Origin of the sequence: Rufibacter immobilis (assembly GCF_003721565.1) — a bacterium.
GTDB classification, from domain to species: domain Bacteria; phylum Bacteroidota; class Bacteroidia; order Cytophagales; family Hymenobacteraceae; genus Nibribacter; species Nibribacter immobilis.
Genome location: NZ_RJJE01000009.1, coordinates 1,048,339 through 1,071,988, shown reverse-complemented (window position 1 = coordinate 1,071,988; position 23,650 = coordinate 1,048,339). Strand labels below are relative to the sequence as shown.

At 54.5% G+C, this 23,650-nt stretch carries 16 protein-coding genes and 2 pseudogenes; 10 read left to right on the top strand and 8 right to left on the bottom strand.

The features are described 5' to 3' along the window. The first annotated feature begins 18 nt into the window (after positions 1-18). A complete protein-coding gene (locus tag EFA69_RS11605) occupies positions 19-939 on the top strand; it encodes a M90 family metallopeptidase (RefSeq protein WP_123133221.1) in 921 nt (306 codons plus the stop codon). 258 nt (positions 940-1,197) lie between these two features. After that, positions 1,198-1,950: an SDR family NAD(P)-dependent oxidoreductase gene (locus EFA69_RS11600; RefSeq protein WP_123133220.1), complete on the top strand. Its 753-nt coding sequence runs from the start codon at positions 1,198-1,200 to the stop codon at positions 1,948-1,950. Positions 1,951-2,159: 209 nt separating this feature from the next. On the opposite strand, the gene EFA69_RS11595 is transcribed toward EFA69_RS11600, so the two are convergent. The 3 genes from EFA69_RS11595 to EFA69_RS11585 form a co-directional block, all read right to left on the bottom strand. Beyond that, positions 2,160-3,017, bottom strand: coding sequence for an oxidoreductase (locus EFA69_RS11595; protein WP_123133219.1), 858 nt, complete (start codon positions 3,015-3,017; stop codon positions 2,160-2,162). Positions 3,018-3,104: 87 nt separating this feature from the next. Continuing rightward, on the bottom strand, positions 3,105-3,998 hold the full coding sequence (locus EFA69_RS11590) for a helix-turn-helix domain-containing protein (protein ID WP_123133218.1): 894 nt from the start codon (positions 3,996-3,998) through the stop codon (positions 3,105-3,107). Between the two features lie 191 nt (positions 3,999-4,189). Beyond that, positions 4,190-4,438 carry an Atu4866 domain-containing protein gene (locus EFA69_RS11585; protein ID WP_123133481.1) on the bottom strand — a complete coding sequence of 83 codons (249 nt, stop codon included), beginning with the start codon at positions 4,436-4,438 and terminating at the stop codon, positions 4,190-4,192. 349 nt (positions 4,439-4,787) lie between these two features. Here EFA69_RS11585 and EFA69_RS11580 point away from each other — a divergent pair, with 349 nt between their 5' ends. Beyond that, a complete protein-coding gene (locus tag EFA69_RS11580; protein WP_123133217.1) occupies positions 4,788-7,424 on the top strand; it encodes a glycoside hydrolase family 3 C-terminal domain-containing protein in 2,637 nt (878 codons plus the stop codon). Positions 7,425-7,689: 265 nt separating this feature from the next. On the opposite strand, the gene EFA69_RS11575 is transcribed toward EFA69_RS11580, so the two are convergent. After that, a complete protein-coding gene (locus EFA69_RS11575; protein ID WP_221175716.1) occupies positions 7,690-9,351 on the bottom strand; it encodes a S41 family peptidase in 1,662 nt (553 codons plus the stop codon). 233 nt (positions 9,352-9,584) lie between these two features. Here EFA69_RS11575 and EFA69_RS11570 point away from each other — a divergent pair, with 233 nt between their 5' ends. Beyond that, positions 9,585-11,849 (top strand): TonB-dependent receptor, encoded by a 2,265-nt coding sequence (locus EFA69_RS11570; RefSeq protein ID WP_123133216.1) that lies wholly within the window; start codon positions 9,585-9,587, stop codon positions 11,847-11,849. Positions 11,850-12,029: 180 nt separating this feature from the next. Here the strand turns inward: EFA69_RS11570 and EFA69_RS20710 are convergent. The 3 genes and pseudogenes from EFA69_RS20710 to EFA69_RS11560 all read right to left on the bottom strand — a co-directional run. Next, positions 12,030-13,370 (bottom strand): annotated as a pseudogene (locus EFA69_RS20710) (M16 family metallopeptidase); the annotation flags it as partial. A gap of 450 nt (positions 13,371-13,820) precedes the next feature. Next, positions 13,821-14,981, bottom strand: a pseudogene (locus EFA69_RS20705) (M16 family metallopeptidase); the annotation flags it as partial. Between the two features lie 339 nt (positions 14,982-15,320). Continuing rightward, positions 15,321-16,886 carry a serine hydrolase gene (locus EFA69_RS11560; protein WP_123133214.1) on the bottom strand — a complete coding sequence of 522 codons (1,566 nt, stop codon included), beginning with the start codon at positions 16,884-16,886 and terminating at the stop codon, positions 15,321-15,323. Between the two features lie 193 nt (positions 16,887-17,079). Between EFA69_RS11560 and ruvX the strand changes: the two genes are divergently transcribed. After that, positions 17,080-17,499, top strand: a complete 420-nt coding sequence (gene ruvX, locus EFA69_RS11555) for a Holliday junction resolvase RuvX (protein ID WP_123133213.1) — start codon at positions 17,080-17,082, stop codon at positions 17,497-17,499. After that, positions 17,496-18,062, top strand: a complete 567-nt coding sequence (gene def / locus EFA69_RS11550; protein ID WP_123133212.1) for a peptide deformylase — start codon at positions 17,496-17,498, stop codon at positions 18,060-18,062. Before ruvX ends, def begins: the two co-directional genes overlap by 4 nt. A 106-nt stretch (positions 18,063-18,168) precedes the next feature. On the opposite strand, the gene EFA69_RS11545 is transcribed toward def, so the two are convergent. Then, complete coding sequence (locus EFA69_RS11545) at positions 18,169-19,017, bottom strand: methylated-DNA--[protein]-cysteine S-methyltransferase (RefSeq protein ID WP_123133211.1); 849 nt, start codon at positions 19,015-19,017, stop codon at positions 18,169-18,171. 147 nt (positions 19,018-19,164) lie between these two features. On the opposite strand from EFA69_RS11545, the gene EFA69_RS11540 reads away from it, so the two are divergent. The 4 genes from EFA69_RS11540 to EFA69_RS11525 all read left to right on the top strand — a co-directional run bounded on the left by EFA69_RS11540 (position 19,165) and on the right by EFA69_RS11525 (position 23,584). Beyond that, positions 19,165-20,124, top strand: a complete 960-nt coding sequence (locus EFA69_RS11540; protein ID WP_123133210.1) for a zinc dependent phospholipase C family protein — start codon at positions 19,165-19,167, stop codon at positions 20,122-20,124. A 110-nt stretch (positions 20,125-20,234) separates the two neighbouring features. Continuing rightward, complete coding sequence (locus EFA69_RS11535) at positions 20,235-20,939, top strand: hypothetical protein (RefSeq protein WP_123133209.1); 705 nt, start codon at positions 20,235-20,237, stop codon at positions 20,937-20,939. Between the two features lie 144 nt (positions 20,940-21,083). Continuing rightward, positions 21,084-21,797 (top strand): hypothetical protein, encoded by a 714-nt coding sequence (locus tag EFA69_RS11530; protein WP_148041336.1) that lies wholly within the window; start codon positions 21,084-21,086, stop codon positions 21,795-21,797. Positions 21,798-21,931: 134 nt separating this feature from the next. Beyond that, positions 21,932-23,584 (top strand): S41 family peptidase, encoded by a 1,653-nt coding sequence (locus EFA69_RS11525; RefSeq protein WP_123133207.1) that lies wholly within the window; start codon positions 21,932-21,934, stop codon positions 23,582-23,584. Positions 23,585-23,650: the final 66 nt, after the last annotated feature.

Below are 23,650 nucleotides of genomic sequence, written 5' to 3'. Positions count from 1 at the left end.
TCTCACGTTGGTAGCCCTATGGGAACAGTTGCTTTTGTTGCGTTTGTATTGATTATCTGTGGCATCTTTTACCGCTGGGCTACCCGCAAGGGAAGGCACCGGAATAAAGTGCTGGCGCAGGAGTTCCCGGCAGAATGGCGGAAAGTATTGGTAGATAGGGTAGGTTTTTACCACACGCTCCAGACCCCGGAGGAGAAGCAGCGCTTTGAGAAAATGATCCAGCTGTTTCTTTCTGAAAAGCGCATCACCGGCATTGAGGTGGCCCTGGATGATGTGACCCGGGTGCTGGTGGCGTGCAGTGCCATTATTCCCGTGTTCGGGATACAGGACTGGGAGTATCGGAATCTGGGCGAGGTGCTGGTGTTCCCCGGCAGTCTGGAGCGGTTCAAGGACCAGGACAGTGAGGCCGTGTCTGAGGTGCTGGGCCGCGTGAACCCTTTCCAGAACGACCATTACGTGACGCTCTCCAAACCGGCGCTGGAGCGTGGCTTCCACAACATGACCGACCGCCAGAACGTGGGCATCCATGAGTTCGCGCACCTGCTGGACCAAGCTGATGGGGAGATTGACGGTACCCCCGGCGCGTACCTCCCCAACGAGTTGGTGCAGCCCTGGCAGGAACTGGTAGACCGCAAGATCAAACAGATCAAGAAAGGCGAGTCAGACATCAATCCGTACGGCGCCACCAATGAGGCCGAATTCTTCGCCGTGTCTACGGAGTACTTCTTTGAGAAACCCGGCCAGCTCTCCGAAAAGCATCCCCGGCTGTACGCCATGCTCACTCGCATTTTCCGGCAGAACCCCAAACGCCGCTTCCGGCTGAACTTCCAGGAACTGCTCAACCCCTACGGCAAGCGCCTGGGCCGTAATGAACCCTGCCCCTGCGGCAGCGGCCAGAAGTACAAGGTCTGCTGCCTGCCCAAGAAATCAGCGGCGTAGTCAACCCACAGCCTTGAAGAGCGTGCGTGTTGCCATTTCTATTGAACAGTACTGTTCCTCGGTTTCAGGAACTCCTTCGGCACGTAACCATAGACAAAACCTTCACAGATGTTCCGTGAAATGTTAGCTTGCGGAAGCTTCAGGGCGAGGGCCTTGGGCTGACGTTGGAAAATGCATATCAAGGATTAGGTTATCCCGAAGCGCAGAAAATCAGTATCTAATACATATTGTTTCACTGTATAACTTAATGTTATTGCTATGTCATTGTTAACAGATAAAGTGGCCATTGTCACGGGAGCCGGGTCGGGGATTGGCCGGGCGGTGGCCGAAACCTATGCCCGTGAAGGTGCTAAAGTGGTGGTTTCTGATATCAACGCCGCCCAAGGCGAGGAAACGGTGAAAGCCATACAAGCCGCGGGCGGAGAAGCTGTTTTTGTGGCCGCCGATGCCTCCCTGGCCGAGGACAATAGGAAATTGGTGGAAGCAACCGTGGCCCAGTACGGCCGCCTGGACATTGCCTGCAACAACGCCGGTATTGCCGGACCGCCCGCACCCACCGGGGCGTATGACATTGCCGGCTGGGACAAGGTCATCGCCCTCAACCTGAACGGGGTGTTCTATGGCTGCCGCTACCAGTTGGAGCAGATGGAGAAAAACGGCGGGGGCAACATTGTGAACATGGCCTCTATCCACGGCACCGTGGCCGCACCCAACAACCCCGCCTACACCGCGGCCAAGCATGGCGTGGTGGGCCTCACCAAAAACATTGCCGCCGAATACGGGCAACGCAACATCCGGTGCAACGCCGTAGGGCCAGGTTACATTGAAACGCCTCTCTTAACCAATAACCTGGATGAGCCTACCTTAAAGGCCATTGCCGCCAAAGCCACCATGAACCGCTTAGGTACCCCGCAGGAAGTAGCCGATCTGGTCGCTTTTCTGAGCTCAGACAAATCCTCGTTCACCACGGGCAGCTACTTCATCTTAGACGGGGGGTATACCGCTATCTGACAGTACTGTTACCATTTTAATGCTGCGCTTTGGAAAGAGGTTGCGCAGTACTTAAAAGCCACGGCTCCCGTTTAGGGGCTATTTTTCTAAAAATAGCCCCTAAACGGGAGCCGTGGCTTTCAAGAGTTCTGGGCGGCTTTCCTGATCTACTCTTTCAAGATAAACAAACGTTCTTGCTCGCTCAGCTAACAGCAAACAAATCTTTCTACTTACACCTCCACCTCAAACCCCACCGACTGGGTGACTCTTTCCCACTGCGCAAACTCTTGCTCCAAGCTGTTCAGTTTAGCATTTGCAAATTCATAGGCATCTGAACCCAGAAGTAAGTGCAAAGGAGAGTTCTCAGCAGCGGCGGTTTGGATGAGAGCGGCTACTACTTTCTCCGGGTCGCCGGGTTGGTTGCCGTTGATTTGTTCCTGGTGCAGCGCCTGCATTTCGCGGGCGTTGGCGTATTCGGGCATAGGAGCTTGCGGCGTGACCAGTGAGCTGTCTGTTAAGAAGTTGGTTCTGATGTAGCCGGGCATCACCAGCGTCACCTTTATCCCGAAGGGGGCTACCTCTTCGGCCAGGGCCTCCGTAAGTCCGTTCACGGCGAACTTGGTGGCGCAGTAAATCCCGAAGCCAGGGAAACTTCCGCTCAGACCCGCAATAGAAGAGATGTTGAAGATATGGCCGCTGCCCTGGCGGCGCAGGTATGGCAGCGCCTTCCGGATCACGTTCAGCGTCCCGAAGACATTCACTTCAAAGTTCTGGCGCGCCTCCTGGTCAGAGAGTTCTTCCAGGCTGCCCAGGTGGCCGTACCCGGCATTGTTCACCACCACATCTATCTGCCCGAAGGTTTCCATGGTTTTCGCCAGCGCCTGCGCCACGCTTTCCTCGTTGGGTAGGTTCATGGGCAGGGCCAGAAACTGGTTTGTAGAGACACCCACGGCTTCCTGAAGTTGGGCCACGCTTCTGGAGGTAGCCGCTACCATGTGCCCTTGCTGCAACAACTGGCGGGTTAAGGAGAGGCCAATGCCTTTAGAGGCACCCGTGATGAACCACACTTTTTTGGTTTGATTTCCCATGATTTCCAAGGTTTTAAAAGTTTAAAACAAAGGTAGGGAAGGGGCGGGCGGCGGGGTTTGCGCCCATCAAACCATCACTTACAAAAATCAAACATGCCTGAACTGTGAGGGCGGCAGGGTGGTGTGTTTCTTGAAGAAGTTGTTGAAATGCGCGGGTTCAGCGAAGCCCAGGCTGTAGCCAATCTCTGAGATGTTCCAGTCAGTGTGCTTGAGCAGGGCCTTGGCTTCGCTCACCAGGCGCGAGGCGATCAGCTCGGTGGTGGTTTTGCCGGTGGTTTTCTTGATGGCGCGGTTCAGGTGGTTCACGTGCACGGCCAGCTGCTCGGCAAAGTCCTTCGCCGACCGCAACTGGAACCGCTGGCCCGGCGATTCAATGGGGAACTGGCGCTCCAGCAGCTCACTGAACACGGCCGTAATGCGGGCATTGGCGTCTGGGTGCTCGTACAATACCTCGGCGGGTTGGCTTTTCAGGGCGAAATGCGTCATCTCCGTCACGTAGTTGCGCAGCAGGTCGTACTTATAGAGGTAGTCTGAGTTGATCTCAGAAAGCATCTTCTCAAAAATGGCGCTCACCTGCTGCTCCTGCGCCGGGGCCAAGGAGTAAAACGGCTTTCCGCCCATGGCGAACATGGGTAAATCTTGCAAACTTCCCCTGATCTTCTCGGTGAAAAATGCTTCTTTGAAAATGCAGAAATACCCGCTGGGCTCCCCCGTCACCGTTTCCCAGGTGTACGGCACCTGCGGATTGAAAAACATGAGCGTGGTGCCCGTGGCCTCCACGCTCCTATCGGCGTAATGGTAGCGCAAGTGGCCCCTGATCAAGGAGATTTTGTAGAAGTCGCGGCGGCTGTAGTTGGCGGGGGTGAGCGCACAGTCTTCTAGCCGGAACACGTTGAAGTGCCCTATGTCCTTCTTCAGGTTCTCGGGGAGTCCGTTGAATTTGTGGTGGTAAAACTCTTCTAGAGTCTCGGTGGTTGCCATGGCGTAAGATAAGTGATTTTGGGTGGACGTACACTTGTGATCCTGTTTCTCTTCCGTTTTTGGAAAATCGGCCGCTAAACGCCGGTCAGAAAAGACCTTTCTTTAATTAACATTACCGTAGGGGCAATCCCTTGTGGTTGCCCCTACGGTTGTGAGACGGTTTTTCAGACTGCTTTCTGAAAAGCAGGAGTCTACTTCTCTTCCCGGTACAGCACCATGCCGGCGTGGTAGAGAATGCCGTCTCTGAAGTCGCCATCGGCAGTGAAGCCGGTGTCGTCTTTGTAGTCAATGTGGTCTCCGGTGAGGGTGTAGGAGCCTTGGTAAGCGCTTCGGCGGGAGCCGCGGGCCTCGTCATAGCGGCCGTTGGGCAGGAGTTCGTGCCGGATGTACCCATCGGCGGTGACCCACATGCCTGCGTAAGGGTTTGCTGTTTCTTTCATGGCAATTGGTGAAAAGGAGGAGAAGCGTTTGCGCTTTCCGGTTTTATGGAGCAAAAGTAGGCGGTGCCGGCGTGGCGGAGTTTGCCCCATTCAAACCATTGCTTGCAAAATTCAAACAATGCCCGGGAGGCGTGAGAGAAGAGGCTACCGTTTCTCTGAAGGGAAGCCAGTGCGTTTAGAGCCTCCTTTTTCAAAAACAGGCCCAAAACAGACCTTGAGGAATTTAACGGGGCAGAAGGCGGAAGAACTGTTTTTTTCGGCAATATCGCTGCGGAGTAGGGCGGAAGTCTTTGAAAAATTCACCAACTTACGGAACAATCAACCTTTTTCGGCTTAATTCCCTCGTTTCATGAAAAAAGCGCTTCTCTTTGTCTTTCTCAGTGCCATCGTTGGCATTGCAGCCTTCACCTCGGTGAAAAAAGAAGAAAAATATGCGTATCCGTTCCAGGACCCCTCGCTCTCCATAGAAGCCCGGGTGAACGATCTGGTGTCGCGCCTTACTCTGGAAGAAAAGGTAGCCCAGATGCTCAACTCGGCCCCGGCCATTGACCGCCTGGGCATTCCCAGCTATGACTGGTGGAACGAGGTGCTGCACGGCGTGGCCCGTACACCTTATAAAGTAACTGTGTATCCGCAGGCCATTGGGATGGCCGCTACTTTTGACACCACCTCCCTGCAACGCATGGCCGATTTCTCGGCGCTGGAAGGCCGGGCTATCTATAACAAAGCCATTCAGGAAGGCAAGAGCGGGCAGCGCTACGTGGGCTTAACGTACTGGACCCCCAACATCAACATCTTCAGGGACCCGCGCTGGGGCCGGGGGCAGGAAACCTACGGCGAAGATCCGTTCCTCACGGCCATGCTGGGCCGGGCGTTTGTGCGCGGCTTGCAGGGCGATGACCCCAAATACCTGAAAGCGGCCGCCTGCGCCAAACACTACGCCGTACACAGCGGCCCCGAGCCTGAGCGCCACGTGTTCAACGCCACCGCCACCAACTATGACCTCTGGGACACGTATCTGCCCGCCTTTGAGGAACTGGTAGTGAACGCCAAAGTGGCCGGGGTCATGTGCGCTTACAATGCCTTCAAAGGCCAGCCCTGCTGCGGGAGTGATGTGCTCATGAACGACATCCTGCGCAACCAGTGGCAATTCACCGGCTACGTCACCTCAGACTGCTGGGCCATTGACGATTTCTTCAAGAACCACAAAACCCACCCAGATGCCGCCTCTGCCTCCGCCGATGCGGTGATGCACGGCACTGACATTGACTGCGGAACCGATGCCTACAAAGCCCTGGTGCAGGCCGTGAAAAACGGCCAGATCACTGAGCGCATGATTGATGTGTCTGTGAAGCGCCTGTTCACCATCCGGTTCCGCCTGGGTATGTTTGACCCTATTGCCATGGTGAAATACGCCCAGACTCCGCCCGAAGTGCTGGAGAGTGAGCCCCACAAAGCCCACGCCCTTAAAATGGCGCGCCAGTCTATGGTGCTCCTCAAGAACGAGAAAAACACCCTGCCCCTCAAAAAGAACCTGAAGAAGATTGCCGTGATAGGCCCCAACGCTGATAATCCTATTGCGGTGCTGGGGAACTACAACGGAATTCCTTCTGAGATTGTGACCGCCTTGCAGGGCATCAAAAACAAAGTGGGTGCCGGTACGCAAGTGGTGTATGAACGCGCTTCTACCTTTACCAAAGACACCCTACTGGTGTACACAGATGTGAAGTCGCAGCTGAGTTTTGAGGGCAACCCCGGCGTGAAAGCCGAATACTTCAACAACGTGGAGCTGAAAGGCCAGCCTGTGGCCACCCGCCAGGAGCCCGAGATCAGCCATTTCTGGCAGGAAGGCGAAACCGTGGTAGGCAGCATGAAAGCTTACAACTTCTCGGCCCGCTACACCACAGACTTTACCGCTACTACTACCGGTTCCATTACTTTTGAGGTGGAGGGCGATGACGGATATCGTCTGTTGGTGGACGGTAAAGAGCAGCTCAATGCCTGGACCCGCAACCGCTGGGGCGCCAAAAGTTATAAACTGTCCACGCAGCAAGGCAAGAAATACCGCCTGGTGCTGGAGTACTACCAGGATGGCGGAAAGGCCTCGGTACACCTGCGGGCCGGTAACTTTGCTAAGTCGGACTTCAAAGCCCTGGCTAACCGCGTGAAAGACGCCGACGCCATCATCTTTGTGGGCGGCATTTCGCCGCAGCTGGAAGGCGAGGAAATGAAAGTAGACGAGCCCGGCTTCAACGGCGGCGACCGTACTTCTATCTTACTGCCCAAAGTACAGACTGATTTAATGAAAGCGCTCAAAGCAACCGGCAAACCAGTGGTGTTTGTGATGATGACCGGCAGCGCCATCGCCATTCCGTGGGAGGCCCAGAACATTCCGGCCATTGTGAACGCCTGGTACGCAGGCCAATCGGCGGGTACGGCCATTGCCGATGTGCTGTTTGGGGATTACAACCCGGCGGGCCGCCTGCCGGTGACCTTCTACAAAGGCGACCAGGACCTGCCGCCGTTCGGCGACTATTCCATGACCAATCGCACCTATCGCTACTTCACCGGGCAGCCTTTGTATGGGTTCGGATACGGCCTCAGCTACACCACCTTCACGTATGACAAGCTGGAACTGCCCAAAAACAGCCAAGTGAACAGCCCGGTGCGGGTGAGCGTGCGCGTGACTAACTCTGGTAAGATGGACGGCGAAGAAGTGGTGCAGCTTTACCTCACGCGCCAGGTGAACGGTTACAAAACGCCCCTCAGAGCCCTGAAAGGGTTTGAACGCATTGCCCTCAAACGCGGCGAAAGCAAGGTGGTTTCTTTTGACCTCCGTCCGCAGGACCTCCACGTCATTGCCGAGGACGGTACCGCCAAGCACCTGCCGGGCAACGTGACCGTGAGCATAGGCGGCGGCCAGCCAGATACCAAAACGAAGAAAGGCAAGCAGATGGTAGAAGGCACCCTGGCCCTGAAAGACTAGGTGCCGTAGAACCCTGCTGTGGCAGAGGCCTTGCGTTTAGGAGCTGTTTTTAGAAAAACCGCCCCTAAACGCAAGGCCTCTGTTGTTTTATGCGGGTGTTTTGTTCGTATGTGTTGAGGAATGTTTAAGCCATCTTTTCCTTGCCGTGCTACGGTTAAAGGGAGAGCATGTATTCATAATAGTATACGTTTAGGGGCTATTTTTCTAAAAACTGCCCCTAAACGCAAAAGTGAAAATGGAAAGCCGAAGGAAGTGTGCCATGAGGTTATTTCCCCGTTTCTATGTACTGCAACGCCCGGTTCAGAACTTCGTCTTCGCCTCTCTTGGTGCCGGCAATGGTGGGTTTTACTTCTATGTCAGGCACAATTCCTATGCGTTGGGTCTCGCGCCCGCTTGGGTAGTACACGCCTAGCCCAGACATGCTGGCTTTGAAACCGCCCGGAAACGGAATGTATACGATGTTGCCATCGGCGCCCGCCGTCTGGCTCCCAATGGTCACTACGTTTGGGGCTGTCTGGAAATTCATGGTCGCGAATTCACCGGCACTCATGGTACCTTCGTTAATCAAGAGAACTACCTTGCCTTTGTAGTTGTCCCGTTTGTTTTTACTCCCTGATTTCCAGGGGGAGTTGGGCCTGAACACGCCGGGGTAGGAGAGGTCTGGGTAAGTGAGGTAGGCGTAATGTGATCTCTCGGCTTTAAGATAAGCGGCTACCGCATGGCTAACCGGCTTGGGGTATTCCCTGAGGTCAAGAATAATCCCTTTCGTATCCCAGATATTCTTCATAGCCGTATTAACCTCTTTTGCCACCAGATTGCTCAGGTCAAGGTAACCTACTTTGCCGGGCAACAAGCGCCAAGGCTGCTTTGATAGCGTGGTATCCTGAGGCCCGAAGCGGCTAAAATAGTACCTCTTTATCTCCTTCGTCTGTTCTATGCCATCTGTCTCTACCGTGATGTTGAGCGTATTGGTAGAACCATTGAAGAGAAAAAACTGCGTGCGGCTTAATTTGTAGGCATGGTTGGAGCCCGAGATATATTTCAGTTTTGGTTGCAGCGCTTCCGCCAGGGGTTTCCCATCCAGCTTGGTGATCACGTCTCCCAACTTGATGCCATTGGCAGTGGCCAGTTCCTGGTTGTAGAAACCTGTGACCACGGCCTTGTTATCTATCAGTTTGTATTTGAAGGGAACATGATAAAAGCCGAAGTGTGCGGCCGTGAATTTAGTCTGGAAGAAGTTGTGCCCGTCATTGATGCTGTTGCTTAGCTCCAGCATGGCCAGGTGGTATTCTGTTGCCGTGGAGGCATTTTTAAAGCTAGGCAGCATGTCCGTCAGTACCTGGTCCCAAGGTTGGCCAATCAGGTATTTATAAGGGAAGAAGTAATTGATGATGTTCCAGTGCCGGAAAAGGCTGAGCAAACGGTATTCCTCTGCGGGATAGTCTGCCAGCGTTTCATAGGTCTTTTCATTGGGGAAATACGCCTGTGTCTTGAACAGCGGATACCTGCGTTGCACGTAAAAATTTTTCCCCTGGTTGCGGTTCGCCCGCAGGTGCAGGAGCCGTTGGGTAAGTTGGGGCGTGAACACGGCAGAATCTTGGAACCAGGCAAACGTGACGTTGCGCGTCAGGCTGTCGGGGAGGTTGGTGTTGCATTTGCGGCAGGCTTTCACTTTGCCCAGTCCGTCTATCCATGCGGTGTAGATGGCGGCAAGCTCCTTTCTGTCTTTCGCTCGTTTCACCTCTGCTATCTTTGCCATTAACTCAGCATCCCAGTCTACTTTCCCTTTTGTCACCGTAGGGTGGTAGTATTTCAGGAAGCCCCATACCTTGGCCAGGCTCTCCAGTTTCTGGTTTTCAGTAGGCGGTATCTGGGAAAATGTTGGTAACGCATTCAGAAAGAAAAGAAGCAGCAAAAGTCTTTTCATGGGGTAGGAATATTAAATTTTATATAAATATTAAATAGAAGCTATGTAGTAAGTAGAACTGAACAAAGCATCTTTTAGTACATGGGAAGCACAAAACTGTCTGTCGTTCTTCCAGAAAACCGCAGAGTAGAGGGAAAGAGGCAGAATACCTTTTTTTGATAGTTTTGCACCTCCATCCGGCACCGGAATCCGTAAGGGAACCCGGCACGCCCATTCTTCCTGAACTCCTTCCCATGAAATACCTTTTTACCTCTTTTTTCTTTCTACTAGTTCTTTCTGCCGCTGCGCAGGTGACCGTGACGGGCCGTGTATTGGATGCCCAAACCCAAAAACCGCTGGAGGGAGCCGTGGTGAGCGATGCCAGAACCGGTCTTCAATCCCTGACAGATGCCACCGGTCAGTTCAGCATCATACTGGCGTCCCGTTTTGACACGCTGTTGGTGCAGCGCGCCACCCATCGGTTGCAGAAATTAGTAGTGCCCCAGAGTAGGAAGCCACTGGTTATTCTGTTAGAACCCCTGGCGGTGAAATTACAGGAAGTGGTGGTGAGAGGCTACGAAACCCAGCGGCCCTTGCTGCAAACCGCCGGGGCAGTGGGCCTGTTGGAAAAACGTGATCTGGAACGGTTCAGTGAAACTACGCTGGTACCGGCCCTCAATACCATTCCGGGAGTGCGCATGGAAGAACGGGCCACTGCCAGTTACCGCATCTCCATTAGGGGAAGCTCGTTGCGGGCGCCATACGGGGTGCGCAATGTGAAAGTCTACTTAAATGAAGTGCCTCTGGTGGAAGCCAACGGCACTATTCCGCTGAACTTACTGGATGCCGCCACCATTGGCAACGTTGAGGTGCTCAAAGGTCCGGCGGGCAGCGTGTACGGGGCGGGTACCGGCGGCACCATCTTGCTGGAAACCGTGAAACCCGCAGAAAGCAGCGTGCTGGCCGGGGGCATGGTGGGTTCCTATGGCTTACGCCGAGGTTTCGCTTCGGCCAGCGTGGCCTCTGAGAAATCTAACCTGCTGTTGCGCTATGACCACCAGACCCTGGACGGCTACCGGGAGCAAAGCGCCATGGACCGCAAGACGGTACTACTGTCGGGGCAGTTTTACCCTAACCAGAAACAGACCTTCTCCTTCCATGCCCTGTATTCAGATTTGTTCTATGAATTGCCCGGTGCCCTCACGCGGGAGCAGTTTGAGGCCAATCCGCGGGCGGCGCGCCAGCAGAACAAAGACCAGAACGCATCGCTTAACCTGGAAGGGCTCAACCTGGGCTTTGTGCACAACTACCAGTTCAATGAACGCTGGAGCAATACCACTTCTTTGTTTGGCGTGTTCAGTTTTCTCAACCATCCCTTCGTGACCGACTATGAGCGAAACGTGAACCAGAGTTTCGGGGGCCGTACGCGCACTACTTACCGCACCAGTATAGGCGGAATGCCCGCCCGTTTCACGCTGGGGCTGGAAGGGCAGCGTCGGTTTGTGAATGCCCGCCAATACGTGAACAATGCCGGTACCCCGGGAGCCTTGAGGTATGACGATGAAGTCGCCGTGACCGAGGGTTTTGTGTTTGGGCAGGCCGCCGTGGATTTGCCTCTTGATTTCCTGCTTACCCTGGGAGCCAGCCTGAACGACCTGAAGTACAAGATTGCCCGCGTCTCTGATGCGGTAGCCAGACCAACCGGCTACATTCAAAACCGGGAGTTTGATGCCCAATTCTCACCCCGAGTGGGGCTGGTAAAAGTGATTTCGCCTGCTTTGTCTGCGCATGCCAGCGTGAGCGCCGGTTTCTCACCACCCACTGAGGCCGAGGTGCGGCCTTCAGACGGAAGCATCAACACGGCTTTGCAACCAGAGCGGGGACTGAACTATGAATTGGGTCTTAGAGGGATCTTGCTCAACCAGCGCTTCACATTTGATCTGGTTGGCTTTCATTTCAAGCTGAAGGAAACCATCGTGAGCCGAACCACTCCTTCTGGGGTGGCGGTATTTGCCAATGCTGGTGCTACGCGTCAGAAAGGCGTGGAAGCTGCGTTGGGTTACGCCATCATTCAGGCGCCGGAAGCACAGCTGCGGTTGCTGCGGCTGTGGGCTACCTACACCTACAACCACTTCCGGTTCAGAGATTACCGGCAGAACGAGAATGACTTCTCGGGCAACCGTCTCACCGGTACCGCCCCGCACGTAGCCGTGGTCGGTCTGGACGTGGAGAGCCAACTAGGGCTTTATTTAAACGCCACGGCCAACTACTCCGCTGAGATACCACTTAATGATGCCAATACCGTTTACGCGCCAGACTATGTGGTGGTGGGTGCCCAGGCCGGCTACAGACGTGCTTTTGCCCAAACGTGGCGGCTGGAAGTATACGGCGGCGTAGAGAACGCCACCGACCGGGACTACAGTTTGGGCAATGACTTAAACGCCTTCGGGAACCGGTATTTCCAGGCAGCGCCCGGCCGCAACTTCTACAGCGGCCTGCAACTGCAGAAGCGTTTTTGACCTGTTTCTGGAAAAAGGGCCGCTAAATGGAACATAAGCGGGAGCAGGTGGTGGAGTAAGTGTAGCCACTAAATGATAAGCAGTACCCACGGGCATGAAAAAAGGCGTTTCCGGGGTCTTTTTCCGGAAACGCCTTTAAAACAGGGATAGCCTTTTGGGCCAATCCTCTAGAATTGTCAATTAGAAAACACGGCCTTCAGCTCTGGCTTTGCGGCCTTTCTTGGCGGGCTCGGCTTTCTTAGGCTCTACCGGGGCAACGGGAACTGCTGCCTGAGCCTGCACCGGAGCGCCGTCTGGGTCCAGTTCCACCACCTCATAGCCCAGTTTCTCCAAACCAGGTTTGATAGCAGCTTTGTCGCCCACCAGCATGATGCTCATGTTGTCTACCGGCAGGTATTTCTTGGCCAGCGCGTTGATCTCCTCCTTGGTGATGTTCTGCAAAATCTGGTTCTGCTTGTTCACGTAGTCGGCGTCCAGGTTGTAGCGGAGCATGTTGTTCAGGAAGGCCGCTTTCTGGAACGAGGTCTCGTACTTACGGGCATCAGATTGCCCGATGGCATTTTTCATAAAAGCCAGCTCGGCATCAGTAATGCCTTCCTCTCGGAAACGCTTGATCTCTTTCATGAACTCCACCACCGAAGCATCTGAGGCATTGGAACGAACCCCGGCAGAAGCCGTGAACGGACCAGCTTCCTCAGTACCGGAGAAACCGGAACGGGCGCCGTAGGTGTAGCCTTTGTCTTCACGCAGGTTCAAGTTGATGCGGCTGTTGAAGGCCCCGCCCAGCACGTAGTTCATGAGCCCGGCTTTGTAGTACTCGCCGGTGGCATCATAAGGAAGGGCCATGTACCCGATTCTGATTTCAGACTGCGCGGCTTTCTCCTTGTCTACAATGAAGATCTTAGTCTTGTCAATGCTGGCCAACTTGGTGTCTGACGGCATGGTCACCGGTTTGGCTTGCCACTTGTTCAGGAACGCCAGTTTAGACATGATCTGTTTTTGATCAGTGTCACCTACCACTACCAGGTTGGTCACGCTAGGGGAGAAGTAGTTCGCGTAGAATTTCTTCACGTCATCTAGCGTGATGCTTTCCACGGTTTGTACGGTACCCACTACTGGAATGGCTCTGATATTGCCTTCGCCGTAGAGCATTTTGCTGTACACGTTGTCGGCTACCACGGTTGGCTGGGTGCTCTGGTTTTTGATGGCTTCCAGGCGCTGCTTCTTGAGGCGGTCAAACTCAGACGCGTCGAAACGAGGGTGGAACATGCGCTCCTCCAACAGAGCCAAGGTGGCATCCAGGTTTTTCACCTGAGACTGTACTTGTACGGTCATGCTTTCCGCGCCGCTGCCAAACCCGATGGATGAGCCTAGTTTCTCCAGTTCTGTACTGATTTGCTCAGCGGTGAATTTCTGGGAAGACTCATTCAGCATAGAGGCGGTCAAAGACGCGATACCCGCCTTAGACGGATCATGTGCCTCCAGTTTGTGCCCGCCTTGCAGGGTGAACAGCAAGGTCACGGTTGGCACCTCGTCAGACTTGGCTCCAATCACTTTGATGCCGTTGGCCATGCTTTCCTTCCAGAACGGTGGAACCGTGATGGTAGGCACAGCACCGGCAGCCGGGCGTTTGCTGCGGTCAAAAGTGTCTTTGGCTTTCACATACTTAAGGCCAGAGTACTGGTCTGCCGGAGCTTTGTAGCCGCTAGGATCTACTTTGAAATTATCGGCTTTGGCAATCAGCTCAGATTTGCCCTTGGGCACCACGCTCAGAATCACGGCTTTCTTGCCTTTCACATATTGGTTGTACACACGCAGTACATCGGCTTTGGTCACCGCGTTCACCGCCTGTCTTTCCTTTACCAAGTGGTTTGCATTGCCGGTCATGAACTGGTTAGCCGCCAAAGTAGACGTTTTGCCAGATACGCTGGACAATCTGTTGATGATGCTGGCTTCATATGAGGCTTTGTAACGGGCAATGTCCTCATCGGTCACGCCTTTTTTCTCAAACTCGGCAATGGCATCACGCAGTTGTTTCTCGGCATCGGCTAGGTTCTGGTTAGGGAGTACCCGCGCAGACAGCGTGAATTCACCGGCTAACTCAGAGGTGGAGTGGTACGCACCGGCCTGGTTGGCTTTCTGCGTTTTTACCATGTTCTGGTAAATGAGAGACGTTTTGCCACCGCCAATGATGTTAGAAAGAACATCCAGGGCTGGCTCATCTGGGTGATTGGCCGGCACGGTAGGCAACGTGATCTGCACCAATGGGAAGCGGACGTTGTCTTCGTAAGAGATGTAACGGTCCTGGGTTAACACCGGAGCCGGCAGTTTCTGGTTCTTCACCTCGGGGCCGCGCTGGATAGAGCCGAAGTATTTCTCTGCCAGTTTCACCACCTGGGCCGGGGTCACGTCACCGCCCACGGTGAGGGTAGCGTTGTTTGGTCCGTACCAGCGCAGGAAGAAGTTCTTGAGGTCATTGACGTTTACGCGGTTCAGATCCTCAATATACCCAATGGTGGTCCAGGAGTACGGGTGGCCGTAGGGATACAGGGCGGCGCTCACTTTTTCATAAGACAGGCCGTAGGGGGCATTGTCTACCCGTTGGCCGCGCTCATTTTTCACGGTCTCGCGCTGCACCTCAAATTTCTGCTGGGTTACGGCATCCAGGAGGAAGCCCATGCGGTCTGCTTCCAGCCAAAGAGCGGTCTCCAGTTGGTTGGAGGGCACGGTCTCAAAGTAGTTGGTTCTGTCGCGGTTGGTGGTTCCGTTCAGGGTTCCGCCGGCCTCAGAGACGATCTTGAAGTGTTCTTCATCGGCTACGTTGTCTGAGCCTTGGAACATCATGTGCTCAAAGAAGTGCGCGAAACCAGATTTACCCACTTCCTCGCGGCCGGAGCCTACGTGGTAGGTCACATCTACGTGTACAATAGGGTCTGAATGGTCTTCGTGCACAATCACGGTAAGGCCGTTGGCCAGTTGGTATTTCTCGTAAGGAATTACCAGTTCACCATTCTTTTTAGTGACGGTTTCCAGCTTGCGGGTGCCTTGCTGGGTTTTGGCCGAAGCCGTAGCGGTGGTTTTTTTAACCGGAGCGGCCTTCTTCTGGGTTTGCGCCTGGGCCTGCGTTAGCATAGCGGCGGCCAGTAAGATAGCCAGGGTACTCTTTTTAGACATGATCTAAGCTCGTTTAGTTTGTAGAAAGCAGAACTCTCAGGATAATAATACGAATTTATTGCCACATTCCTAGAAGGAAGTGGCGGTAACGGTTTGATTTATAATGGATTGAAAAAAGAAGAGACAGGGTGAGTGGCGGATCATTTTCCAATAACTGCGTCATAAGTCGAGGGGGCGGGTAGAATATTACAGGCATTTCCGTTTAGGGGCCGTTTTTCTTAAAAAAGCCCCAAACCAGAAGGCCTCTGCCAGTTTAATGCAGGGCAGAGGCCTTCTGGTTCCAGGGGAGGCGGTGTTTTATTGTACCCGCGTGAACTCCAGCTCAGAAAAATGGAAATCAGGGTTGTTGGCATCCAGCCTTAGTTCAGCGATGGAGCCGTCTGGGCCGGGCAAAAAGCGGGCTTTAGTAGGGGTGAGCAGCGCAAAATTATTTTTCCAGCGCAGGTCAAAGATATCGGGTTGCCAGAGGGAAAGCTCACCGCCCAGGGCAGGCGCGGCGGCCAGACTCAAGACCAGCTTGCCTTTCTGTAAGGCCACCGTGGCATTGCCGTAAAGGGGACTGTGGTAAGTGCCGGCATAGGCGTTGAGGTCACGGGTAAGCTTGGCTTTGGCCAGTTTCGTTTTGGCGGATTTGCCCTCAGCGGCTTTCTGCGCTTCTGCGGCCTTGGCGGCCATCTCCAGGTTAAACTGGCTCCAGTCGCGGCCGTCTTTAATGCCCATGAACTGGTCAATGGTGTAATTGGCGATAGGCGCCATGATGCTGCTCATGCTGTTGGTCAGGATCACGATGCCCAGTTTTTCCTCTGGAACCAGTACGGTGCGGCTGTTCATGCCCTCGTGGCCACCGCCGTGTACCACAATCTTACGACCCTGGTAATCATTGAGCATCCAGCCCAAACCGGCCCCGCTGAAGTGGAGAGAGGGCGTGATGGTTTCCATCTGGGGGGCCACGGGAAGAGCGTTGTGCATGGTCCACATGGTGTGCGAGGCGGCTTCAGAGAACAGGCGCTGGCCGTGGTAGGTGCCCCGGTTCAATTGTAGTTTCAGCCATTTGGCATCCTGGGTTACGCTGGTGAAGATACCGGCAGCGGGATTCCAGTTGTCCCAGGCAGTAAGGACTGTGGGCACGGGTTTACCACCCTGGGTGGTAGGATTGCCGTGCGGCGTAGCCACGTTCTCCACGCCCTTCAGTTGGTTCACTGAGGTGTAAGAACGAGTCATGCCCAACGGACGGAAGATGCGCTCCTGAATGAACTGCTCCCAGGTTTTCCCGCTCACGGCTTCCACCACTTCGCCGGCGGCGATGAACATGAGGTTAGAGTAGCCGTACCCGCCTCTGAACGGATACGCCGGTTTTAGGTATTTGGCGCGTTCCAGAATTTCTTTGCGGCTGTAGGTGGTGTTGTACCACAGTAAGTCTCCGGAGAAGGTCTGCAAGCCCACGCGGTGGCTGAGCAGGTCTCGTATGTTGAGGTGCTGGGTCACGTAGGGGTCATAGAGTTGCAGGTAGGGGAGGTACTTAGTCACTGGATCATCCCAGCTCAGTTTGCCTTCGTCTACCAGCATGGCCAGCGCGGCGGCGGTGTAGGCTTTGGTGTTGGAGGCAATCCCGAAGAGGGTGTTGGCGTCTACGGCACCGCCTTTCTGGATGTCGCGCACGCCGTAGCCTTTGGCAAACACCACGGAGTCATCTTTCACAATGGCAATGGCCATGCCCGGCACGTTCCAGTCTTTAAGGGCTTTCTGGTAATAGGCGTCTAGTTTCTGGAAATCTACTTGGGCCGAGGAGGGGAGGGAGAGGCTCCACAGCAGCAAGGCCAGGAGCAGCGGCCGGAGAGACCGGCGGTAAAGGATAGCAGACATGGGTGAAAAGTAGTTCTACCGCCTAAGGTACGCAAAAGCCCAACGCTTTGAAAGAGCCCACTGCGGCAGGGCAACAGGTTTTCCGGAAGAATGCGCTACCTTTGCAGGATACGGCAGGCCGCTTCAAGCAGAGAAAAGCCGAGGCCGTTCGTTTCCGGGCCTTTTCCCGGAAAATCACGTAAAAACGCAAACCATGGGACGCATACTGGCCATAGATTACGGAGTAAAGCGGGTGGGGCTAGCCGTCACAGATCCGTTGCAGATCATCGCCTCTGGGCTGGACACGGTGCATGCCCAGGATGTGCTCGCTTTTCTGGCCCAATACTGCCAGAAAGAGGAGGTAGACGAGATAGTGGTGGGCATGCCGGTGCACCTGGACGGGAATGCTACCAACAACACCCAGCATGTGGTGGGCCTGGTGCGGAAACTGCAGAAGCAGTTCCCCGGTAAAAAAGTAGTGACCCATGATGAACGCTTTACCTCGCGCATGGCGTTCCAGACCATGATAGACGCGGGGCTGGGTAAAAAAGCCCGCGCCGACAAAGCCACCGTGGACAAGATAAGCGCCACCATTATTTTACAGAGTTATTTAGAGAGCAGACAATACCTATGATCTACCCTATTGTTGCCTACGGCGATCCGGTGCTGCGCACCAAAGCCCAAGACATTCCTACAGACTCCGCAGAGTTGCCCAAGCTCATTGAGGATATGTTTGAGACCATGTACCATGCCCACGGCGTAGGGCTGGCCGCTCCCCAGATTGGCAAAAGCATCCGCCTGTTCGTGATTGACTCCAAACCGTTCATGGAAGAGGGCGAAGAAGACAAAGGCGTGAAGAAGGCCTTTATCAACCCCACCATTCTGGAAGAGTCTGGCGAGGAGTGGGGCTTTGACGAAGGCTGCCTCAGCATACCCGGCGTACGCGAGGAAGTGTGGCGCCAGGAGCGCATCAAGATCAGGTACTATGACTTGGACGGCAAGGAACACATTGAGGAATACGATGACCTCACGGCCCGCGTGATCCAGCACGAGTACGACCACATTGAGGGCATCCTCTTCACCGACCACCTTTCTGCCCTGAAGAAGCGTCTGCTCAAAGGCCGCCTCACCAAAATCACCAAAGGCGACGTAGACGCCGATTACCGCATGAAGTTCGCCGGTTTAGGCAAACGCTAAGACTGTAGTATTGCGGCAGAAGATGTTGAAACCTCACTGGTCATGGAGACCGGTGAGGTTTTTGCGTTTAGGGGCTGTTTTTCTGAAAAGAGCCCCTAAACAGGAATTAGGGCAGCGCATTGGCTTTAGCCGCTTCCCACCCAATGATGGCCGTTTTCCGGTCTGGTCCCCACATGTACCCGCCAAACACCCCGCTGGACTGTATTACTCTATGGCAGGGAATCAGAAACGCCACCGGATTACTGCCAATGGCCGTGCCCACCGCCCGAGAGGCCTTGGCGTGGTTGATTTGCCGGGCAATGCTGCCGTAGGTAGACAGGTTACCCATGGGTATTTTCAGGAGCGCTTCCCACACTTTCAACTGGAACTCGGTGCCTTTGAGGTGCAGCTTTATCTGGGGCAGTTGGCTCCAGTCATGGGTGAAAATCTGTAGGGCATCTTGCTGGAAAGCATCGGCCGCGGCCGAAAATTGCGCTCTGGGGAACTGCTGCTGCAAGACGGCCAATGCAGTTTCTTCCTCTTCGGCGAACGCCATATAACAAATGCCTTTGGGCGTAGAGGCCACTAGAATCTGCCCAAACAGACTTTGCCCGAAGCTATAGTTAATGCGCAGGTGCTCGCCGCCGTTTTTGAACTCGCCGGGTGTCATGCCTTCCATTTTCATAAACAGGTCATGGAGCCGGCTGGTGCCGGAAAGTCCGGTCTCTGCCGCCGCATCAAACAGCGTGGCTTCTCTGGCTTTCAGGACCTGTTTGGCGTGGGCCAGGCTCACGTACTGCAGAAACTTCTTGGGGCTCACCCCGGCCCACTCGGTGAACAGGCGCTGGAAGTGGAACGGACTCATGTGCACCTTCTCTGCCAGTTCTTCCAGGCTAGGCTGCTGCCTGAAGTTCTGCCTGATATGCCCAATGGCTTCGGCTATTCTATGGTAGTTGAGTTGCGCTTGTTCTGTCATGGCCCTTCAAGTTAAGCAGCGCAAAGGTAGAACGCCACCCCGCCCGCCCCAACCCGAAACTTGCGGATTTGCGTTTAGGGCCTCTTTTTCCCAAAACTGGCCCTAAACGGGTGAACTTGGGTGTGTAATAATTTCGTATACAGCTATATGCGAAGAATCCTGCTGCTGCTCCCTTTGCTTCTGTTGCTGAGTCATGCCCAAACACACGCCTGGGGCTTCTACGCGCACCAACGCATTAACCAGCAGGCGGTGTACACGCTGCCGCTAGAGATGATTGGGTTTTACAAGCAGCATTTGCCGTACCTTATGGAGCAGGCCGTGGCCCCGGACAAACGCCGCTACGCCGTGCCCGAAGAGGGTGCTCGCCATTTCATTGACCTGGATGCCTACGGCGATAGCGCCTTCGCCAAACTGCCCCGGCGCTGGGAAGAGGCCGTGGCCCAATTCTCCCTGGATACCCTGCAACGCCACGGCATTGTGCCCTGGCACATAAGTCTGGTGCAGTACCAACTCACCGAGGCTTTCAAGCAGCACGACATCCCGCGAATCCTGCGGGTATCGGCGGAGCTTGGGCATTACCTGGCCGATGCCTGCGTGCCCCTGCATACCACCCGCAACTACAACGGGCAATTCACCGGGCAACGGGGCATCCATGGGTTGTGGGAAAGCCGCCTGCCGGAACTTTGGAGCCAGGAATATGATTTCTTTTTAGGGCAGCCCCAGTACGTGCAGAACCCTGGCCGCACCGCCTGGGAAGTAGTGACCAGATCGCATCTGGCCCTGGATTCGGTTTTCTCGGTGGAGCGACAACTGACACAGGCTTTTTCTGAGGACAAGAAATACAGCCTGGAGGAAAGAGGGGCCACCACGGTGAAGGTGTACTCCCGGGAGTTCAGTCAGGCGTACCACCGGGGGCTGCATGGACAGGTAGAACGGCAGATGCGGCTGGCCACGCACCTGGTGGCCAGTTACTGGTACACCGCCTGGGTAAATGCCGGCCAACCCGATTTGAAGCGCATGGCCCCGCTTACCCCGGCGCAGAAAGAACAGCTGGAGCTGGAGAAAACTACATTCCAGACCGGCGAACATGATGCCCGGGAACAGTGAGTCTTTTCTGTTTTTTGCTTAATTTGTGAAAAAGGGCCGCTAAACGCATCTTGTTGAGAAACAGCCCTAGCCGGGACAATAGCATCAGAAAGGACGGAAGGAACTACGTAATGAAGCAACTTCAGAAAATAGATATTTTCCTCATCGCCCTGGGTTTGGCTACCTTGGTGGTGCAGCGGTTCTTTCTGTTTCCGGCGGCGGAGAATGAGGAAACGACGCAAGCTTTAAGGGCAAGGCATTTAGCCGCGGCGGAAGCGTACGCGGCGGTGCCCCGGGAGCCCCGATGGGAACTGACTTTCCCGCCAGAATCAAACTACCAGAACCTGACCCCTCCGCCCGGCGCAGACCCCAACCCGTTTGAGGAGGTGCAGCGCATCATAGAGGCCAACGGCAACGTGCGCAATTACGCCGGCAAAGACACAGACATGCGGCAGTTGCTTCTGGCCCACGCCGGCAAAGACTATCTGTTTGTGTTGCAGCAGCAGGCGGCCAATGAGATGCTCCGGTATGAACTGTTCCCGCACTATTACGCAGACCCCACGCAGCCGCAGATGCTGGAAAGCATTGCCTTTTACACCCAGCAGCTGGTGGAAGCCAAATCTGAGGACGCTAAATTGCTGTACATGTGTCTGCAGGCCTTGAAAGACTATTGGCCAAAAAAGCAGATTGAGCAGGTGGCGCGGCTCACGGCGGCCCGGGTGCAGGATCGTGCCCAAAAGGTGGTCCCAGACACGGCCACCACAAGTGGATACCATAGGCAAGTTTACGCGCGCGAGCTGAAGAAGCTGGCCCACCGCCTGCAAGGGCGCACCTGAGTGGAAAACCCTGTGGATAAGCCGGTGGAGAAAGATTCTCCTTTAAATTCATCAAGGAACTCACCTAAAGTATTACTTTAGATGCGACGGGTAGGGTAAAAATCAGATCGCCTGTCTCTTATACAATCCATTATTCTTAGCTTCATGACGTATATTTTGACCAGACGGATGGCGCTGGTAATAGCCTGCGGCAGTGTACTGGGCTTAACTTCCTGTGAGAAGATGCTCAGAGACATGGCCTCCAAAACATCGGCAGACCAAAAGGCAGCAGATACCACCACGGTGGCGTCTTCCCCGGCGCCTGAGGCACCAAAAGCCCCAGAATTTGAGATCACCTATCCCAAAGGCTCAAAGTACGCCGGGCTCACTCCGCCAGCCGGGGCCAAGGCCAATCCCTTTGAGGAGATTCCCACCATCATAGAAACGCATAAAGACAAAGCCAACTGGGCAGACAAACACGCCGACATTAAAGGCGTGCTGTTGCAGAACGGGCGGAAAGATTACCTGTTTGTACTGCAACAGCAGGGCGCCAATGAGATGCTACGGCACGAGCTGTTCCCGCACTACTACCAAGACATGGGCAACACGGCGGTCCTGAACGCCATTGGTTTTTATACAGAGCAGCTGGTAGAGGCCAAGTCTGAGGATTCTGAGTTAATTTACAAATGCCTGCGTGCCCTCAATGGTTACTGGGAAGCCGATAAGATTGCCAAAGTGGCCCTTACCACCGCTAAGCGCGTGCAGGCCCGGCCCATCACTTCGGCGGCCGATACCACCACCCGGATTGGCAGCTACCGGCAGATTTACGCGCGGGAGTTGAAGAAAATGGCGCAGCGGCTTTCTGCCAACGGTGCTTAACCATAAAAGCAACTTTACGGGCTTTAAATTTGTACTATAATAAAGGAATCTTCCTGTAGCCAGCGGTTTTCTGTCTTTAGAAAAGCACTTCTGCGGGAGAAGGATGAACAGCAGTTAAAAAGATACCAGATACTATGGAAAATAAAACTGAGCGCAAGAAAATAGAGAACTCCCTGTTTCAGGTGCGGTTGCCGTTTTTTCTGGGCTTGGCAGTGGCGGTGGGGGTTTTACTGGGAGCCACACTGTTTCAGCCTAGTTCCAACAATCCGCAGGGCACGGCCAAGGGCTATCTCAAGTTCAGGGAAATCCTGAGCTATATTGACCGCGAGTATGTAGACACTGTGAACACAGAGCGTTTGTCTGAGTATGCCATTAACAGCATGCTGGAGAAGCTGGACCCGCACTCTTCTTACATTCCGGCCAGAGATCTGAGCATGGCCCGTTCTTACTTGGAAAGCGATTTTGACGGCATTGGGGTGGAGTTTAACATTTTTAGGGATACCCTGTACGTGATTGCACCTCTCAGCGGAGGGCCTTCTGAGCAGGTAGGCATCCAGGCCGGTGACAAAATCATCAAAGTCAACGGCGAGAACATTGCAGGGGTAAATGTCTCCAATGACTTAGTGTTTAAAAAACTGAGAGGCCCCAAAGGATCCAAAGTGAACCTGACCATTATGCGGCCGCATGAAACAAAACCGCTGCAGTTCACGGTGGTACGGCGTAAGATTCCGTCTGTGTCTGTAGATGCCGGTTATATGATTGACAACCGCACCGGGTACATCAAGGTAAGCCGTTTCTCCAACGGGACCTATGACGAGTTCAAGTCCAAGCTGTCTGCCCTTAGGAAGCAGGGGCTGCAGCGCCTGATCCTGGATTTGCGCGACAACCCCGGCGGTTACCTGGACCACGCCACCCGCATGGCCGATGAGTTTATCGCCGGTAACAAGAAACTGGTGTACACAGATGGCAAAGGCACCAAATATGACGCCAACTACTACGCCAAGATGAAGGGCGACTTTGAGAGCGGGGAACTGATTGTCTTAATCAATGAGGGAAGCGCCTCGGCCTCCGAAATTCTGGCAGGTGCCCTGCAAGACCATGACCGGGCTTTGATTGTGGGCCGCCGGTCCTTTGGGAAAGGGTTAGTGCAGGTGCCCATTCCGTTGTCTGACGGTTCTGAGTTGCGCCTGACCATTTCCCGCTACTATACGCCAAGCGGACGTTCCATCCAGAAACCGTATGACCCAGAGTCTACCGAGGATTACGAGATGGAACTCATGAACCGCTACAAACACGGCGAGTTGTTCAGCCAGGACAGCATTAAGTTCAATGATTCGCTTAAATATAAGACCAGCCGGGGGCGCGTGGTGTACGGCGGCGGCGGAATCATGCCAGACGTGTTCGTACCCCGTGACACCACCGACAACTCTACATTGTTAACGGAGCTGTACCAGAAAAACGTGCTGCGCGAATACGCGCTTACCTATTTTAGGGAGCACCGCAAGCAGTTGGAAAGCATGTCTAAGGCCAGTTTCCTGGAGTCTTTCCAGATAACCGATGCCATGGTGCAGGAGCTCCTGAAAGAAGCCAGGCAGGCCAATGTGAAAGTAGACAACCGGGACCTGAAGAAATCGGGGAGGACCATCCGGAACAACCTGAAGGCCTTCATCGCCCGCAGTCTGTATGAGGCAGACGGTTTCTACCCTGTCCTCAATGAAGCAGACCCAGATTTTCAGCGAGCTATGGGGCTTTTTGATCAGGCCCGGCAAGTGAGCCTAGGGAAGTAAGCAAAAGCGCCGCAGGAAATTGTTCCTGCGGCGCTTTTGCTTTGTGGACAGGATTGTTATAACTTA